The organism is Neisseria sp. 27098_8_158, assembly GCF_041433145.1.
Taxonomy (GTDB): Bacteria; Pseudomonadota; Gammaproteobacteria; order Burkholderiales; family Neisseriaceae; genus Neisseria; species Neisseria subflava_E.
Window position 1 is genome coordinate 477704 of the sequence record NZ_JAPWAZ010000002.1, and the last position, 15779, is coordinate 493482.

General features: G+C 49.3%; 22 protein-coding genes, 2 tRNA genes and 1 pseudogene. 19 read left to right on the plus strand and 6 right to left on the minus strand.

Going from position 1 to position 15779, the window contains the following annotated elements; genetic code table 11:
- The first annotated feature begins 4 nt into the window (after positions 1-4).
- Positions 5-856, plus strand: a complete 852-nt coding sequence (gene folP / locus O3681_RS07855) for a dihydropteroate synthase (protein WP_107723695.1) — start codon at positions 5-7, stop codon at positions 854-856.
- A 92-nt stretch (positions 857-948) separates the two neighbouring features.
- Positions 949-1024 (plus strand) — tRNA-Ile (locus tag O3681_RS07860).
- A 599-nt stretch (positions 1025-1623) separates the two neighbouring features.
- Here the strand turns inward: O3681_RS07860 and O3681_RS07865 are convergent.
- Positions 1624-2082 (minus strand): Rrf2 family transcriptional regulator, encoded by a 459-nt coding sequence (locus tag O3681_RS07865; protein WP_004518811.1) that lies wholly within the window; start codon positions 2080-2082, stop codon positions 1624-1626.
- A gap of 147 nt (positions 2083-2229) precedes the next feature.
- On the opposite strand from O3681_RS07865, the gene O3681_RS07870 reads away from it, so the two are divergent.
- Complete coding sequence (locus O3681_RS07870; RefSeq protein ID WP_070588032.1) at positions 2230-2610, plus strand: hemerythrin domain-containing protein; 381 nt, start codon at positions 2230-2232, stop codon at positions 2608-2610.
- An 86-nt stretch (positions 2611-2696) separates the two neighbouring features.
- On the plus strand, positions 2697-3854 hold the full coding sequence (locus O3681_RS07875) for an NnrS family protein (protein WP_371459674.1): 1158 nt from the start codon (positions 2697-2699) through the stop codon (positions 3852-3854).
- Positions 3855-3955: 101 nt separating this feature from the next.
- Here the strand turns inward: O3681_RS07875 and O3681_RS07880 are convergent.
- The 3 genes from O3681_RS07880 to ispB form a co-directional block, all read right to left on the minus strand.
- Positions 3956-4030 (minus strand) — tRNA-Arg (locus O3681_RS07880).
- Positions 4031-4048: 18 nt separating this feature from the next.
- Positions 4049-4495, minus strand: a complete 447-nt coding sequence (locus O3681_RS07885; protein WP_004518807.1) for a DUF441 domain-containing protein — start codon at positions 4493-4495, stop codon at positions 4049-4051.
- A gap of 4 nt (positions 4496-4499) precedes the next feature.
- The gene (gene ispB, locus O3681_RS07890) at positions 4500-5474 is read right to left on the minus strand and encodes an octaprenyl diphosphate synthase (RefSeq protein WP_371459675.1); all 975 of its coding nucleotides are present in this window, start codon (positions 5472-5474) and stop codon (positions 4500-4502) included.
- Between the two features lie 263 nt (positions 5475-5737).
- Between ispB and rplU the strand changes: the two genes are divergently transcribed.
- From rplU to ubiM, 3 genes are all read left to right on the plus strand, one after another.
- Entirely contained in the window at positions 5738-6046 is a 309-nt protein-coding gene (rplU, locus tag O3681_RS07895) for a 50S ribosomal protein L21 (protein WP_002216394.1), read from the plus strand.
- A gap of 27 nt (positions 6047-6073) precedes the next feature.
- Positions 6074-6346 (plus strand): 50S ribosomal protein L27, encoded by a 273-nt coding sequence (rpmA, locus tag O3681_RS07900; RefSeq protein ID WP_002212328.1) that lies wholly within the window; start codon positions 6074-6076, stop codon positions 6344-6346.
- A 274-nt stretch (positions 6347-6620) separates the two neighbouring features.
- Positions 6621-7805: a 5-demethoxyubiquinol-8 5-hydroxylase UbiM gene (ubiM, locus tag O3681_RS07905; RefSeq protein WP_003680095.1), complete on the plus strand. Its 1185-nt coding sequence runs from the start codon at positions 6621-6623 to the stop codon at positions 7803-7805.
- Between the two features lie 67 nt (positions 7806-7872).
- Here the strand turns inward: ubiM and O3681_RS07910 are convergent.
- Positions 7873-8130: pseudogene (locus tag O3681_RS07910) on the minus strand (queuosine precursor transporter); the annotation flags it as partial.
- 180 nt (positions 8131-8310) lie between these two features.
- Entirely contained in the window at positions 8311-9075 is a 765-nt protein-coding gene (locus tag O3681_RS07915; protein WP_063076376.1) for a S24 family peptidase, read from the minus strand.
- Positions 9076-9398: 323 nt separating this feature from the next.
- Between O3681_RS07915 and O3681_RS07920 the strand changes: the two genes are divergently transcribed.
- The 12 genes from O3681_RS07920 (at position 9399) to O3681_RS07975 (ending at position 15779) form a co-directional block, all read left to right on the plus strand.
- Positions 9399-9611, plus strand: coding sequence for a hypothetical protein (locus O3681_RS07920; RefSeq protein ID WP_049352588.1), 213 nt, complete (start codon positions 9399-9401; stop codon positions 9609-9611).
- Positions 9612-9674: 63 nt separating this feature from the next.
- Complete coding sequence (locus tag O3681_RS07925) at positions 9675-9932, plus strand: helix-turn-helix domain-containing protein (RefSeq protein ID WP_049352586.1); 258 nt, start codon at positions 9675-9677, stop codon at positions 9930-9932.
- Positions 9929-12130, plus strand: coding sequence for a Mu transposase C-terminal domain-containing protein (locus O3681_RS07930; RefSeq protein WP_063076375.1), 2202 nt, complete (start codon positions 9929-9931; stop codon positions 12128-12130). The genes O3681_RS07925 and O3681_RS07930 overlap by 4 nt, the downstream gene beginning before the upstream one ends.
- Positions 12131-12192: 62 nt before the next feature.
- Positions 12193-12912, plus strand: coding sequence for an AAA family ATPase (locus tag O3681_RS07935; RefSeq protein WP_049358176.1), 720 nt, complete (start codon positions 12193-12195; stop codon positions 12910-12912).
- Positions 12909-13478, plus strand: a complete 570-nt coding sequence (locus O3681_RS07940; protein ID WP_049227043.1) for a hypothetical protein — start codon at positions 12909-12911, stop codon at positions 13476-13478. The genes O3681_RS07935 and O3681_RS07940 overlap by 4 nt, the downstream gene beginning before the upstream one ends.
- On the plus strand, positions 13471-13818 hold the full coding sequence (locus O3681_RS07945; RefSeq protein WP_049343892.1) for a hypothetical protein: 348 nt from the start codon (positions 13471-13473) through the stop codon (positions 13816-13818). The genes O3681_RS07940 and O3681_RS07945 overlap by 8 nt, the downstream gene beginning before the upstream one ends.
- Position 13819: 1 nt before the next feature.
- Complete coding sequence (locus tag O3681_RS07950; RefSeq protein ID WP_025457345.1) at positions 13820-14062, plus strand: toxin PIN; 243 nt, start codon at positions 13820-13822, stop codon at positions 14060-14062.
- A 27-nt stretch (positions 14063-14089) separates the two neighbouring features.
- Positions 14090-14329: a hypothetical protein gene (locus O3681_RS07955; protein ID WP_371459676.1), complete on the plus strand. Its 240-nt coding sequence runs from the start codon at positions 14090-14092 to the stop codon at positions 14327-14329.
- A gap of 99 nt (positions 14330-14428) precedes the next feature.
- Positions 14429-14584, plus strand: a complete 156-nt coding sequence (locus O3681_RS07960) for a hypothetical protein (protein ID WP_002246176.1) — start codon at positions 14429-14431, stop codon at positions 14582-14584.
- Positions 14581-14703 carry a hypothetical protein gene (locus O3681_RS07965; protein ID WP_256388732.1) on the plus strand — a complete coding sequence of 41 codons (123 nt, stop codon included), beginning with the start codon at positions 14581-14583 and terminating at the stop codon, positions 14701-14703. Before O3681_RS07960 ends, O3681_RS07965 begins: the two co-directional genes overlap by 4 nt.
- Before the next feature lie 79 nt (positions 14704-14782).
- On the plus strand, positions 14783-14950 hold the full coding sequence (locus tag O3681_RS07970; protein ID WP_192830391.1) for a hypothetical protein: 168 nt from the start codon (positions 14783-14785) through the stop codon (positions 14948-14950).
- 97 nt (positions 14951-15047) lie between these two features.
- Positions 15048-15779 (plus strand): hypothetical protein, encoded by a 732-nt coding sequence (locus O3681_RS07975; RefSeq protein ID WP_371459677.1) that lies wholly within the window; start codon positions 15048-15050, stop codon positions 15777-15779.

A 15779-nucleotide genomic window follows, 5' to 3' on the forward strand; every position in this document is an offset into this window, starting at 1 on the left:
CATTATGAACACACGCATTTGGCAGGCAGGCCGATTTGAAATCGCCTTGGACAAACCGAAAATCATGGGCATCGTCAATCTGACCCCCGATTCATTTTCCGATGGCGGCACCTATTCGCAAAATGTCCAAATAGCATTGGCACATGCCGAGCAGCTGCTGAAAGACGGTGCGGATATTCTCGATATCGGCGGCGAATCTACCCGCCCGGGTTCGGATGATGTTTCTCTCGAAGAAGAATGGTCCAGGGTGCAGCCGGTTTTGGCGGAGGTGGCCAAGTGGAATGTTCCCGTCAGCTTGGACACGCGCCGCACGGTGATTATGGAAAAAGCCTTGGCGCAAGGCGGCATCGATATTATCAACGATGTTGCCGCATTGAGTGATGAAGGTGCAGTCGCATTGCTGGCGCAACAGCCGAAGACAGGCGTGTGTCTCATGCACATGCAGGGTTTGCCCAAAACCATGCAGCTTAATCCGCAATATCAAGATGTCGTCGAAGAAGTTGTGCGTTATTTAAAAGCACGCGCGGCAGAATGCGTTCAAGCAGGTATTGCCCCTGAACGCATCACACTAGACCCCGGCTTCGGTTTCGGCAAAAACCTGCAACACAACATTACCCTGATAAAACATTTGCCTGAATTGATGGACGCAACCGGATTCCCACTTCTGATCGGCGTGTCGCGCAAACGTATGATTGGCGAACTGACAGGCGAACAAGATGCCGCCAAACGTGTACACGGCAGCGTTGCAGCCGCTTTGGCCACAGTGGCTAGAGGCGCGCAAATCATCCGTGTTCACGATGTCAAAGCAACATCGGACGCTTTGAAAGTTTGGGAAGCATTGGGCATATCGGCATAATACCCGAATAGAAAACCAACAGGCCGTCTGAAACATTTTTCGGCATTTTGAACAAGCAACAAGTTATGCTATAATCCGCGTCTACTCTTGACGGGTCTGTAGCTCAGGGGTTAGAGCAGGGGACTCATAATCCCTTGGTCGTGGGTTCGAAACCCACCGGACCCACCAAATATTAAAAATGCCCGAGGCTTTTGGCTTCGGGCATTTTTGTATTTATTGGTTTGTGAAGGGTTGGAATATAATGTCGAGTATAGCAATTCGGTTATGTCGTCCAATATGTTTTTTAGGGAAAATTCTTTTTAAAAAAGAAGGAGTAGTTTGGTGGAGTTATTGCCTTATTTTCTGTTTTTTTTAGTATTTGTGTATTTTATTGTAATTATCATTAATCTAGTAATGCTATATAAAATATCAAAATTAGAAGGGATGAATGCGGGTTTTTTTGAATATCTGTTTATTGCTAGAAGAATGCAATTTAATTTTTTCAAGGTGCTGTTTGGAGTGCAAAAAATCTCCAATAAATTTTATTTGAAAGTATTAAGAATAAATTTTACGGTTGCTATGATTATTCTTATTTTAGGTTTTTCTATTGTCTTATATTCGACATATTTAGTATAAAAATTAACCTATCGAATGAAAGTCAGCTATTTAAGTTGTAGAGTGTTTTGTAAACCAATGCCGTCTGAAAATCTTCATTTCAGACGGCATTTTTTATTATTTAAGTAATACCATTTCAGTATGACTGGATTGTTTTCAGACGGCCTGAAGATTTAGTCGGCCGTTCCGCGTATTTCGTTGATTGGGATGCGCGGTGTATAAAGTATGTCGTAAGTCGGCTTGTCCAGCAGATCTTGCAGTGAATATTGATCTAAATGATTGAAGAAGGCTTTGATGGCGCCGGTGATGATGCCGGTCAGTCGGCAGGATGGGGTGATGAGGCATTCGTTGTTATCGCCCATGCATTCAACGACCTGCATCGGCTCAAGATGGCGTACAACTGCACCGATATTGATGTTTTCAGGATTGTCTGCCAAGCGTAAACCGCCGCCTTTGCCGCGCACACTGACCAGAAAACCGCCTTTGACTAATGAGGTAACTACTTTCATCAAATGGCTTTTGGAAATATTGTAAGTCTCGGCAATGGTGCCGATATTGACGAGGGTGTCGTCGTTGATGGCGGTATAAACCAATACGCGCAATCCGTAATCGGTATGTTGGGTCAGATACATGGCTGGCTCTTTGAATATTTTTTCTTATATGTCAAAAGGGTAGTGTTTGGTAAAGGGTTGTTTGACTTTATGTGGGATTGGGTTTCATAATATCTGAAACATTTAAATTAATCCAGTTTGACAAACTGTTACCATTATAACGAACTTATGAAGCCCTTGAAACGCCATCCTGCCTTAATAGAACTTTCCCGCGAACATCATGGCTCGCTATCGTTGTGCGTCCGTCTTCTGCGTACGCCCGATCAAAGCCATCAGGCGGAGCTGGAGCCTCATTTTGTTGAGCTTGAGCCACATTTTTTGGAAGAGGAAACCATGTTTGCTCCGTATTGGGATAAAATTGACCCTGCGTTGCAGCAGCGTTTTGAAGGCGATCATGCCAAATTGCGTGCGATGATGGCGCATCCTGAATATATGAATGAATCATGGAATAAGGAGTTTGCTGTCACTTTGCGCGATCATGCGCGCTTTGAGGAGCGCGAGCTTTTCCCTGCGATTGAACCTTTTTTGCCTTTGCCTGAAAATGTGTAACAGGTAAAGGAGTCGATGGCCGTCTGAAAAGTTTCAGACGGCCTCTGTTGCTGTTTTATGATGATATAAAAATTGAAGGAACCACCATGACCGATTTGTTCAAACACCCGGTTTGGGCAATGGCCTTCCGCCCGTTTTATTCGTTGGCGGCTTTGTATGGCGCATTGTCTATACTGCTTTGGGGCTTCGGCTTTCAGGGTATGCCTGAGTTGCCGGGTTTCTATTGGCATGCCCATGAAATGATTTGGGGCTATGCCGGATTGGTTGTCATTGCATTCTTATTGACGGCCGTGGCGACTTGGACAGGCCAGCCGCCGACACGCGGTAAGGCGTTGGCCGGTTTGACCGCATTTTGGCTGTTGGCCCGCATTTGTATGTTTATTCCTGGTTGGGGGGTAACGGCAAGCGGCATATTCGGTACGATTTTTTTCTGGTATGGCGCGGTATGCATGGCTTTGCCGGTAATTCGTTCTCAAAACAAGCGCAACTATGTTGCCGTGTTCGCTATTTTTGTTTTGGGCGGCACCCATTTCGCCTTCCATCTGAAAGTGCAGCCGTTTGATGCCATTGCGCTGATGACCGGTTTGCAATCCGGTTTGATTATGGTGGCCGGATTTATCGGTTTGATCGGTATGCGGATTATCTCGTTCTTTACGTCCAAGCGCCTGAACGTGCCGCAAATTCCCAGCCCTCAATGGGTAGCGCACGCTTCACTTTGGCTGCCTATGCTGACCGCCATGTTGATGGCGCATAACATTTTGCCGGGACTGGCCGCGTTGTTTGCTCTGGCTGCCGGTGTGATTTTTACCGTGCAGGTGTACCGCTGGTGGTATAAAGCCGTGCTGAAAGAGCCTATGCTTTGGATTTTGTTTGCCGGCTATCTGTTTACCGGCTTGGGTTTGATTGCGGTCGGTCTTTCCTATTGGATTTCAAGTTTCCTGAATTTGGGCGTACACCTTATCGGCGTTGGCGGTATCGGCGTGCTGACTTTGGGCATGATGGCGCGAACTGCGCTTGGCCATACCGGTAACTCTATTTATCCGCCGCCTAAAGTGGTTCCTGTTGCCTTTTGGTTGATGATAGCCGCAACGGTTGTCCGTGTTTTGGCTACCTTTGTGAGCGGTACGGCATACACGCACAGTATCCGTTGCTCCGCCGCTTTGTTTGCCGCCTCTTTGCTGTTGTACGCATGGAAATATATTCCTTGGCTGATCCGCCCGCGTTCGGATGGTCGTCCGGGTTAACGGTTTGGCGAAATGAAAAGGCCGTCTGAAAAGTTTCAGACGGCCTTTATTATTGATAATAAAAAAGCCTTTCAGAATATGAAAGGCTTTTATTGAAACTGTGGCCTCGCCAACAGGAATCGAACCTGTATTTTACGCTTAGGAGGCATACGTTCTATCCGTTGAACTATGGCGAGGCGGTAAAGGAGGGGATTTTAAACCTTTCCGGCAAAAAAAGACAATAAGCCGGCGGCAATCAAAGGGCCGACCGGAATGCCGCCGACAAAGGCAACGCCGATGACCGTGCCGATTAATAATCCGGTTACCAGAACAGGCTGTTCGCTCATCAATGGAACGCCGCGTCCGGCAAGCCAGGCAACCAAAATGCCGATAAGGACGGCGGCAATCATTTTGAAATTGATAAACTCAGAAACCGGCGGAATCTGGATTTTACCGGAAACCAGCGGGCTCAATACACCGATGGTCAGCAGGATGATGCCCAGATGCAAACCGTGTTTTTCCACCAAGGGAAGATATTGCGACAAGGCCGTCTGCTGCATGAGCAGCAATACCGCTGCCGAAATCGTAATCGAGTTGTTGTTGCTGACAACGCCCAAAAAAATCAGCGTAACCAGAAACAAAGGGACAAAGCTGAAATTCATCGGATTAAGATACTCGGGCCAAAGATTCTTTTGCCAGTTGGATCATAGCATCTTTGACTTCGCTGTCAGGCAACACGTCCAATGAAGCGATGGCTTTGTCGACGGCTTTTTTCGCCTCGGAAATCGAATACGGCAAAGCGTCGGAGCTGACGACATAGTCGTGGATTTTTTCAAAATAGCTGCGGTCGGCATTTTCCAAAGCGTGGCGCACATCGTTTGCTGCCTGCTCGGAGCCGTTTCGCATCAGGTAAATCAATGGCAGGGTAGGTTTGCCTTCTGCCAAATCGTCGCCGACATTTTTGCCTATTTCTTCGGTTTCGCCTGAATAGTCCAATACATCGTCAATGATTTGGAAAGCCGTACCGACGTACATGCCGTAGTCTTTCAAGGCCTGTTCGTGTTCGGGGGAAGCCTTGCCCAAAATTGCGCCGACTTGCGCGGCCGCTTCAAACAGTTTTGCTGTTTTGTATTGGATAACTTGGACGTATTGCTCTTCGGTAATATCCGTATTGCCGATGTTCATCAGCTGCATGACTTCGCCTTCGGCGATGATGTTGGTTGCATCTGCCATCACTTCCAAGATACGCATGCTGCCAGAACCAACCATCAGTTGGAAGGCGCGTGTATAGAGGAAGTCGCCGACCAAAATAGCCGCCGCGTTGCCGAAGAGGTTGTTTGCGGTTTTACGGCCGCGGCGCAAATCGCTTTCATCGACGACATCGTCGTGCAGGAGGGTGGAGGTGTGGATGAATTCCACCATCGCTGCCAGCGAGTACAGTTTTTCATCGTCATGCCCGACTGCTTTGCCTGCCAAAATGGTAATAATCGGACGCAGGCGCTTACCGCCCGCGCTGATGATGTATGTGCCGATTTGCGAAATCAGCGCAACATCGGATTGAACAGCTTGGTTGATGACCGCATTAACTTTGGCAAGGTCATCGGGCAGGTGGCGTTGGAAGTAAGGCAGGTTTTCGAGCATAAAACATTCTCTGTTGATAAAACGGAGCGGTGGCTCCAATGAATCTGTTTAAACCCGTACATTCGGTCGGGGTAATAACGTTGCATAAAGATATCAGCAATCCAGCGCGTGATTATATCAGTTAAAAAGCATGCAACATATCTTTCAGATGGCATTTTCACTTGTAAATAAAATAAATTTTGACAAAACAGGCAAATAGAAATAGAATAGCTCGTTTCGCACATGGTGTGCGGAATGTTAACCTAATTCTCATGGAGTTGAGTATGTACGCGGTCGTAAAAACCGGCGGTAAACAATACAAAGTTTCCGTTGGCGAAAAATTGAAAGTAGAACAGATACCAGCCGAACTCGACAGCCAAATCGAACTGACTGAAGTTTTGATGATTGCTGACGGCGAATCTGTAAAAGTAGGCGCACCTTTTATCGAAGGCGCAAAAGTAACAGCTAAAGTCGTTGCTCATGGTCGTGGCGAGAAAGTACGCATTTTCAAAATGCGTCGTCGCAAACACTACCAAAAACGCCAAGGCCATCGCCAAAATTTCACCCAAATCGAAATCGTGGCAATCGCCTAATTTCAAGTAAGTTCAGGAGTATTACAAATGGCAAGTAAAAAAGCAGGCGGTAGCACCCGCAACGGTCGCGATTCAGAAGCCAAACGCTTGGGCGTTAAAGCCTACGGCAACGAGCTGATTCCGGCAGGCTCTATCATCGTTCGTCAACGTGGTACTAAATTCCACGCAGGTGACAACGTAGGCATGGGCAAAGACCACACTTTGTTTGCTAAAGTCGACGGTTACGTTGAATTCAAAACCAAAGGCGCGCTGAACCGTAAAACTGTCAGCATCCGTCCTTACACCGGTTCTGAAGAATAATCGTTTTACGATTGAAAGCCGCATTCCTTTTCGGAATGCGGTTTTTGTTTGTCAGACTGTTTTGTCTGTTTGATAAAATCCGTATGTCGTGAAGCTTGATTTATATTAAGGCCAAAGTAAAAACGTGCTTACAATCGATGGTCTTTGTTTTATTCTATCGACTCTTTCTATATAATCTATCAAATGCCTTTGATTTACCCTCATGTAGCTAAACACAGTAAACTTAAGGCCGTCTGAAAAAATCCGTATCAGTTGAATACAAGGAATTCCTCCCATGAGCTTACACAGTGATATTCTCGTCGTCGGCGCAGGCCCTGCCGGATTAAGTTTTGCCGCAGAGTTGGCCGGAAGCGGTTTGAACATAACCCTGATTGAAAGAAGTCCTTTAGAAGTGTTGCAAAATCCGCCATATGACGGCCGTGAAATCGCACTGACACACTTGTCGCGCGAAATCATGCAGCGATTGGGTATGTGGGATTTGATTCCAAAAGACGAAATTTATCCTTTGCGCGATGCCAAAGTGTTGAACGGCCATTCCGATTACCAGCTCCACTTCCCGCAACCGACTCAGGCGCGTGGCGAGCCTGCGGACTGCTTGGGCTATTTGATTTCCAATCACAACATCCGTAAAGCCGCTTATGAAGTCGTGTCCAAATTGGACAACGTGAAAATTCTGACCGGCACCAATGTTAAAGAAGTCAAAACTTCTGACGATGAGGCGCAAGTTATTTTGGAAAGCGGCGAAGTATTGACCGGCCGTTTGTTGTTGGCCGCCGATAGCCGCTTCTCGCAAACGCGCCGTCAATTGGGCATTTCTTCCGATATGCACGATTACAGCCGCACCATGTTTGTGTGCCGCATGAAGCATACTCTGTCCAACCTGCATACCGCATATGAATGCTTCCACTACGGCCGCACCATTGCGTTGCTGCCTTTGGAAGAACACTTGACCAATACAGTGATTACGGTGGACAGCGATAAAGCCGAAACGATTAAAAATATGTCGCCGGAAGAATTGGCAGCCAGTGTGAAAGAGCAACTCAAAGGCCGTTTGGGCGATATGGAATTGGTCAGCACCATTCACAATTATCCTTTGGTCGGTATGATTGCCCAACGTTTCTACGGCAAACGCAGCGCGTTGATCGGCGATGCCGCAGTCGGTATGCATCCGGTTACTGCGCACGGTTTCAACTTGGGTCTGGCAAGTGCCGATCTTTTGGCTAAATTGGTTCTTGAAGCCGAGCAACGCGGTCAGGATATTGGTGCGAAGAGCCTGCTGGAAAAATACAGTACCAAGCATATGCTCCACGCCCATCCGATTTACCACGGCACCAATATGCTGCTGAAACTCTTCACCAATGAAACTGCTCCGGCGAAACTGTTGCGCGGTTTGGTATTGCGTGCAAGTAATAACTTCCCGCCGCTGAAAAAACTGATTACCAAACAATTGACCGGTTAATTGTTTAAAACATAAAAGGCCGTCTGAACGATTAAAGTTTCAGACGGCCTTGTTTTTTATCTACTGCTTATTTGGCTAAAACCGATTCTGGCATTTCTTGACGGACGTTTAAGGAAGTCAGTTTTTTGGTCAAGATGCTCAATACGATGCCGTAGGCGGGCAGGAAGAAGAGGGTGCAGATGGCGAGTTTGAACAGATAATCGACAAATGCGATGCCCTGCCAGTTTGCCGCCATAAATTCATCGTTGCTCGCATAAAAGGCAACGGCGAAAAACACCAGCGTGTCCAAAGCGTTGCCGACAACGGTGGAAGCTGTGGGGGCAATCTGTGGGGTGGTGTTAGTTTTGTCATAGATATATAACGAGAAAAAAAGGCGGAAATTATTGAAAGACTAAGGAAATTTAAAAAAGTGGGGGAAATTTTAGAATTGCGAAAAAAGCGCGAAATCTGACAGTTTTTTGTCGGTTTCGCGCTTTTTTTGTCATGGGAATTATCGGGAAGTTGTTTATTTTGATATGCCGCAGCTCCAGAGGTATTTGCCGAGGATTTGGAAGTCGGCGGGGGTGGAGGCGGACAGGGTCAGTTGGGTTGTCGGGTAGATGGATTTATTTGGGTTGTCGCTGATGATGTTGAGTGTATCGGCGGTCAGGCGTTGCAGGCGTTTGACTCGGAGTTCGTCTTGTTGCCGGAAGAGGTAGATTCCTTCCCGGGTGTAGCGCGTGGCGGTTTGCCATAGGACGGTGCCTTGGTCGATTAGGGTTGGAAACATGCTGTCCCCGTCGATACGGGTACAGAAGCAGTCTGCGGGGGAGAGCTGCAGGTGTTTGAAGAAGGCGGTTCGGAACCACATGGCTTCGGGGTTGGTATCCCACGGTATTGCGCCGCTGCCTGCGCTGGCGAAGACTTCTTTGTAATAGCGGACGGGTACGATGTCGCGCGTATCCTGACGTGCCGCCCAGTCTGCGTAATCCATATTTTCGATATGCGCTACATCGGGTTGAGTGTTGCGGACTTCAAGCGGTGTGTCTGTTTCCGCGCCATCTATCAAATGGAGCAAGCCTTTTTGTTCCAATTCATCAATAACATAAGGAGGAAGAGGGTAGATTCTTTTAACACCTTTCTTCCCACCTTGTGAAGGTGCTTCTTCATATTCCCAATGTTCTCTTTCTGCCCTGTATTGAATGGCGCGTGTTGTATTCGGCAGGCTTATCAGATTCAACTGGGTAATCAAATTCTGAATTTCAGAGATGCTGAATTTTGGCTCTTTCATTTCCATGCTCCAATTAAAAACATGGAAAAAATCTTAGAAATTATTTTCATATTTAAAACAATCACTTGTTAAAACAACATAGAAAAGCATGGAAATTTTAGTTGCGAAATAATTTCCAAGTTATATAATTTTAAAAACAGCGAAACGGCAACTTTAAAACAGTATAACCGATTTTGCAGTGTTCTTTAACAATTTGGAAATAGCCAAAAAAATGACGGGTATTCGGCCCGTCAGGAAGGAGACTGTTTAACAGGTCGTCTGAAACGGTTCGGACGACCGATTAAGCGGTTTTGCTTAGATACTTTATACAGAAAGGAATCAAAATGAAGCACATTGCAAATATTATGCAGATGAACGATTGGGATATGAATCAAGAAAGTACAGTGGGGCGGATATTGGAATATGGTCGCGGGAAGACTAAAAAATTCGTCATCGAATGGTTGGGTGGAGAGAAAACCGAAGTGAAAGGCGGTTATTACGATGCCTGTGCTATAGGTTTGAATGCTGATACTTGGAACTTTATTCGTCGAATTTAATAAGGTTAAACAGGTCGTCTGAAACGGCGGACGACCTGTCTAGATAATAAAGAAAGGAAAACGATGAGTGGTATGCATCCTGAAATGATACGGGCGGAAATCAAAATGAAGGGACTGTCGCTTGCCGATGTGGCTGCGATGGCAGGTATAGGCGAAAGCACAGTGCGTCAGGCTTTGAGAAAGCCGTCGACTGCCGGCGAGATGGCGATTGCGAAAGTGTTGGGCAAGCCCTTGTATGAGCTGTGGCCTGAACGGTGGACGAAAGACGGGCGGCGCATCCGCCCCCGCTATGCTTATTTATATAAAGAGGCGGCAGCATGAAAACGCATTATTCGATTTCCGAGTTATTGGAAATGAACTTGGAAAAATTTCCTAAGACGAACAGAGCAATCTTATATAAGGTTGAACGAGAGAAGTGGTCTTTTATTGAAGCCTCTTGTCAGGGTGGGAAAAACGGCAAACGCCGCGAATATGCACCGCCCCCAGAGGTGTTGAAACTGATTCAGGCGAAGAAGCTGAACGAGGTTTTGGGCGGTTTGTCAGATTTGCCCGCCCCCCTGTCTTCTTATGAAGAAAAAGGCGGCGAGGAGGCGGGGCTGCCCTCTCCCGATGTGCGAGGGGGACAGCTTACCATCGGCGTTGCGGACGGCTCGACGGAGCAACAACGGCTGTGCGAATCGGCACGACGCGGGGTTTTGTCTGCGGTCGAGCTGGTAATGGCGGAATCGGGTGTGTCGAAGGAGGCGGCGATGACGACTGTTTTGACGCAGGCGAAGATGCCTGGCTTCGAGCATATTGCGAAGCTGTTTTCTTTGGCTGCCGACGGGCGCGGCGGCGGTGGGAAGCTGCCGAGCGTACGGACCATCAAGAGGTGGTTTGCGGCGCGGGAATCTAACAGCCTCGCGCCGAAATCTAGAACCGAGGATATGAACGTCCCGTCTTGGCTGCCTGTGTTTTTGGAATGCTACCGGCTGCCGATGAAGCCTTCTGTTTCTGAAGCTTACCGCTTGTTTGTGAACAGGCTGGAGGCTTTGCCCTCTCCCCAACCCTCTCCCACGGGGAGAGGGGGCGATGTGCCGAGTATCCATCAGGTGCGCCGGTGGTTGGGCAAGCTTGGCAATGTGGAGCGTGAACGCGGACGACGCGGCGCGCGGGATTTGAAAAATATCCTGCCGCACAAACGGCGCGATTTCCTGCACTTGAAACCTGCCGCCATCTACACCGCCGACGGTCATACGTTTGATGCGGAGGTGTTGAATCCGTTATCGGGGCTGCCGTTCAGACCTGAAATTACGACGGTTTTGGACGTTGGCACAAGACGGTGTATGGGCTGGAGCGTGGGGCTGGCGGAAAGCCGGTTTACCGTGCTTGAGGCTTTAAGCCACGCGAGCCGCGCGGCCATCGGTGCGCTTTGGTATGTGGACTGGGGTCGTGGCTTTGAAAACTTGATGATGACGGATGAGGCAACGGGTCTGATGGGCAGGCTGGGTATGACGATGACGCATTCGCGGGCTTATAACTCGCAAGCGAAGGGCGCGTCGGAACGCAGCCATAATATTTTCACACGGGCGGCGGCGAACCTGCCGTCTTTTGTGGGAAAAAATATGGACGACGAGGCGCGGCAGAAGCTGTTTAAGTTGTCGCGTAAGGAAGTCCGCCTGCACGGGAAGATTTTGAATTCGCCGATTCCTACTTGGGATGAGTTTAAGGGCTATATCGAACGGGTGGTGGACGAATATAACGACCGACCGCACCGTTCGCTGCCTAAGTTTACCGACCGCGATGGCAAACGCCGGCATATGTCGCCTAATGAGTTTTGGGCTTTGAAGGTGGCGGAGTTTGGCGAGCCGCCGAGAGTGTCGCCGGAGGAGGAAGGGTATTTGTTCCGACCGCAGGTGATGCGCACGGTACGGCGCGGAGAGGTATCGCTGTTCAGCAATACTTATTATTCCGCCGAACTGATGGAGTTCAACGGCGAAACGGTCAGGGTCGGCTACGACGTGCAGGACGCGCTTTGGGTTTGGATTTACGACGATGTCGGCCGCCTTATCTGCAAAGCGGAATGGCATGGCAACTCGACGGACTATATGCCTGTCAGCGTCTTGGAACGCGCGGAAGACAAACGCAACGACGAGCGTCTGAAACGCAACGAGCTGCAACAGCAAAACATCCTGAAAGAACGCCGCGTACCGACCATCGAACATCAGGACTCGGTCAATATCGGGGGGATGGTGCTGGATATGGGCCAAATCAAGGCTAAGGCTGCCGCATTGGCAGCACGCCGAAACCGTGAGGACGATTTAACGGTCGAGGCCGTGGCAGTGAAGGCGGTGGAAATGCCGTCTGAAACGGAAGCTGCCGCGGGCTGGTCGGTACCGTCCGAAGCATCGGAGCGGTTTGCGCTGTATCAGCGTCTTTGCGGTCAGACGGATTTGCCGCCGCAGGCGCAAAGATGGCTGGAGCGGTATCCGCAAAGCAATGAGTATAAGGCGTTGTCCAAACGGGCGATGCTGGCTTGATTTCAGACGACCTTTCGGGGTTTTAAACAAGGTTTATTCACTAATTTAAAAGGATTTTAAAAATGAAAATTGCAAATATCAACAATCTGTCTTTGGTCTCTGTTGCGATGGAGCGTTTGGTTAACCGTCAGGACGGTTTGCCGGGTTTGGGTGTGTTATACGGCCCTTCGGGTTTCGGTAAGACGACGGCGACTGTGGCGGTGGCGAATGAGACACGCGCTTACTATGTCCAGCTGCGCAGCGCATGGAGCAAAAAGACGTTGCTGGAAAAAATCTGCTTCGAGATGGGCTTGCCGCCTGCCCGGACGGCGGCGGGTTGTTTGGATGTGATCTGCGAACAGTTGGCCGCCAGTCAGCGTCCGTTGATTTTGGATGAGGCGGACTATTTGGTTACGCATAAGGGATTGGTCGAGCTGGTGCGCGACATCTACGAGGGCAGCCAAGCCCCGCTGATGTTGGTGGGCGAGGAGATGTTGCCGACCAAGCTGAAGAAATTCGAGCGTTTCCACGGTCGCGTGCTGGCTTGGGTACCTGCGCAGCCTGTCGATTTGGCAGACGCGGAAGAGTTGGCGAAGGTTTACGCACCTGATTTGACGTTTGAAAAAGATGCGCTGTCTTATTTGGTGGATTTGGCACACGGCTCGGTACGCCGCGTAACGGTCAATTTGGTCAATCTGTTGGAGCTTGCCAACCAGCAAGGCTTGGATACGGTAACGCGCGAGGTTTGTGCGAAAGCCGACCTGTACAAGGGCGAAGCACCTAAACGCGGGGTCAAATTATGAGCGTGACGACATTGACGAAGCCCCGCAACCGCCGACAAGAGATTTGGAACTGTCTGCGGGGCAATAAGGACAGGCTTCAGACAGTCTCTGAAATCGCCAAAGCCTGCCAACTGAGCGGGAATACGGTGTACGCGTATCTGAAAGCTCTTAATAAAGGCGGGTTTGTGTCGATACAGAAGGGTTCGGACTTTTGCAGACCGTACGGATACCGACTGGAGCGGGATGCGGGTGTGGATGCGCCCCGCTTGTCTGATGACGGTCAGCCGTTGAAATGTCCGGTAACGGAAGCCTTGTGGCGGACGATGCGGATTTTGAAAACCTTTGACTTGGACAGCCTGACGGCCCACGTCAATATGACACACCCTGTCAGCCGCAGTATGGCCAAGGTTTATGCTCAACACCTTGAAGCGGCGGGTTATCTGAAAAATACGGGCAACGCTCGGAAAAAATCGTTTGTCCTTTTGAAGAATACAGGGTCGAAAGCACCGCAGCTTCTGGCTGTCAGAGAGGTGTATGACCCAAATATAAACGAAATTGTATTAAGGGAGGTTCCTGATTATGAATGAAAAAGATTATATGAAAGAAGATTGGTACGCGGTTTTGAAGGAAGAGGTCGAGAAAGACGGACTGATGAAAACTGCGGCAAAACTCCGATACAGCGCGACAAGCATCAGTCTGATTTTGAACGGTAAATACAACGGCAAGCCAGACAAAGTTGCTGCGAAAGTGGCGGATGTATTTCGCAAGGTGATGTGTCCGTTTGAAGGTCGGCGGATGGAACGAGCCGAATGTATTGAAATCTCTCTCTCCCCCGCTCCGACGCATAACCCTATCAAAATGCAGCACTGGCGGGCATGTCAAAAGTGTGAAATTAAACCATGCGAAAAGCGTAAAAAGGTTGGCTGAAATGAGACACGAATATGCGGTACACGCCGGAGTCTATGAGGACACTTGGCACGATTATGAAACCCATAAACGGCGGAAGATTTGGCGTGCGGATATACGCGGCAAGCGCAAAGAAGGCTTTGCATGGTTGCAAATCCGCCGACTGCGGAAACGCTTCGAGAGCAAAGAGGAAGCCAAGGAATGGGCTGCTCAAGTGAAGGCGGATTGGGTACGCAATAATTTTTTTGCCTTGAGAAAATATTAAGTAATTGATTTATAAGGAAATAGGAAAATGTCTAATTTGTTTTGCGAACGAAAAACCAAGTGGATCGGTTTGGCTTTTTGGTTGTTGTTTTGGGTAGTTTTGGGGGGAACGATGCTGCATAGCTGCTCTAAGCCGGTGGTGTCGGCGGCGAAGTTGGAAATGTCACGCCGCGAGCGGATGGCGGATTTGGAGGCTCAAGCTTTGGGCGAGCAATACGAGTCGATGAGTACGGAGGAAAAAATGAAGGGGATTGTTTATGAGCGATAAGCCATTGAGCCCTACGGCGAAACAAGAGGCTTTGGAACGTGCGCTTAAGGAAATCCGCGCGAAATATGGCGATAAGGCGATTGTGAAAGGATGTGTGAAATGAGTTTCGGACGACGTAATACGGATTGGCAGGCTTGGGGACAACACCGCAGGCGTGCGACGGCGCGAATGGCGCAAAAAAGCCGGGAGCGTGAAATTGAGGAATATCAGGCGCGTTTTAGACGGCCTGCTGAGAAGAAGGAGGAGAAAAAATGATTTGGTTTGTTGTCGGATTGGCGGTGTTGGTGCTGTTGGGGATTTGGCTTGAAATGCTGGCCCGAATCGTCGTGTTGCACATGATAGGCAAATGCCATGACGGATATGACGACAATTAAAACGGTAAGCCGTTGATGTTGCTCTATATTTTTTTGCCTTATTGAAAATATAAGGTATTGATTTAAAAGGATTTAAGAAATGAATGTAAAAGAAATTGCAGAATGGATCGAAGACCGTGGCGAGCTGATGTTGATGAAGAAGGACGGCGAGGGATTTGTAATCGCTGCGCGGTCGCCGGACGGGATGTGGAAGACTGCCGAGGCGGAAACTTTGGCGCGGGCGATAAATTTATGGGAGGAAGCGTGATGAATATCACTAGACCAAATAAAGATGATCTTGACGCAGCCTGGACACCTTAATCAATGATGCGGAGGCTTCAGCGGTATTAAAGGCTGTGTTGGAGATGGATGCTGAATTAGGCAAGGCGGCAATACGGTATATCGGTTTGTTCCGCCCTGCCAAGTCCCAGCTCTCTTGGGCGCGTACCGCGAAACTGCTGAATGAGTTGCTGCCGATGATTAAGGCGCAGGAGGCGGCGCGTGACGGGGTTTGTTTCCCCGCTCCTACCGAAGCTTGGATTCACAGCTTTAACGAGACGGTCAACGCACGCGACCAAGGCCGTCTGAAACTGCCGCTTAAATCGCATGGTTATTTGTTGGAGATTGTGAGCCAGTGGCAGGGTTCGGGGTTGCCCTCTCCCCAGCCCTCTCCCACGGGGAGAGGGGGCGAAGGTGGCGCGCCGTCCAAGCTGCGGCAGGGTGTGGCAGCCTTGGGCGAATGGGCGGGGAATGATTGGGCGAAACGGGAAATCGCGGCAGGATTTGCATTGCTCGCCGCGCTCAATCTGCCCAACCGCCCCGCAGCGCAAGACCTGCCGGTAGTCGCAGAAATTTGGTATCAGCAACTGAAGGAAGCCAAGGAAATCGTCTCGCCGGAGTATGACCCGATACGGATTCAGACGGGGTTTAAGGTGTTGCAGGCGGCAGAAACATGGCCGCAACCCGCCGAACTGCGCCGCAACCTACCGCCACGGTTGATACCGAGGGCGATGTTGGCGAAGCCCGCGCCGGACAAAGAAAAAGGCCGTCAGAAAATGGCGGAAGTGAAAGATGTTTTAAACAAGAAAGGAAAGTGA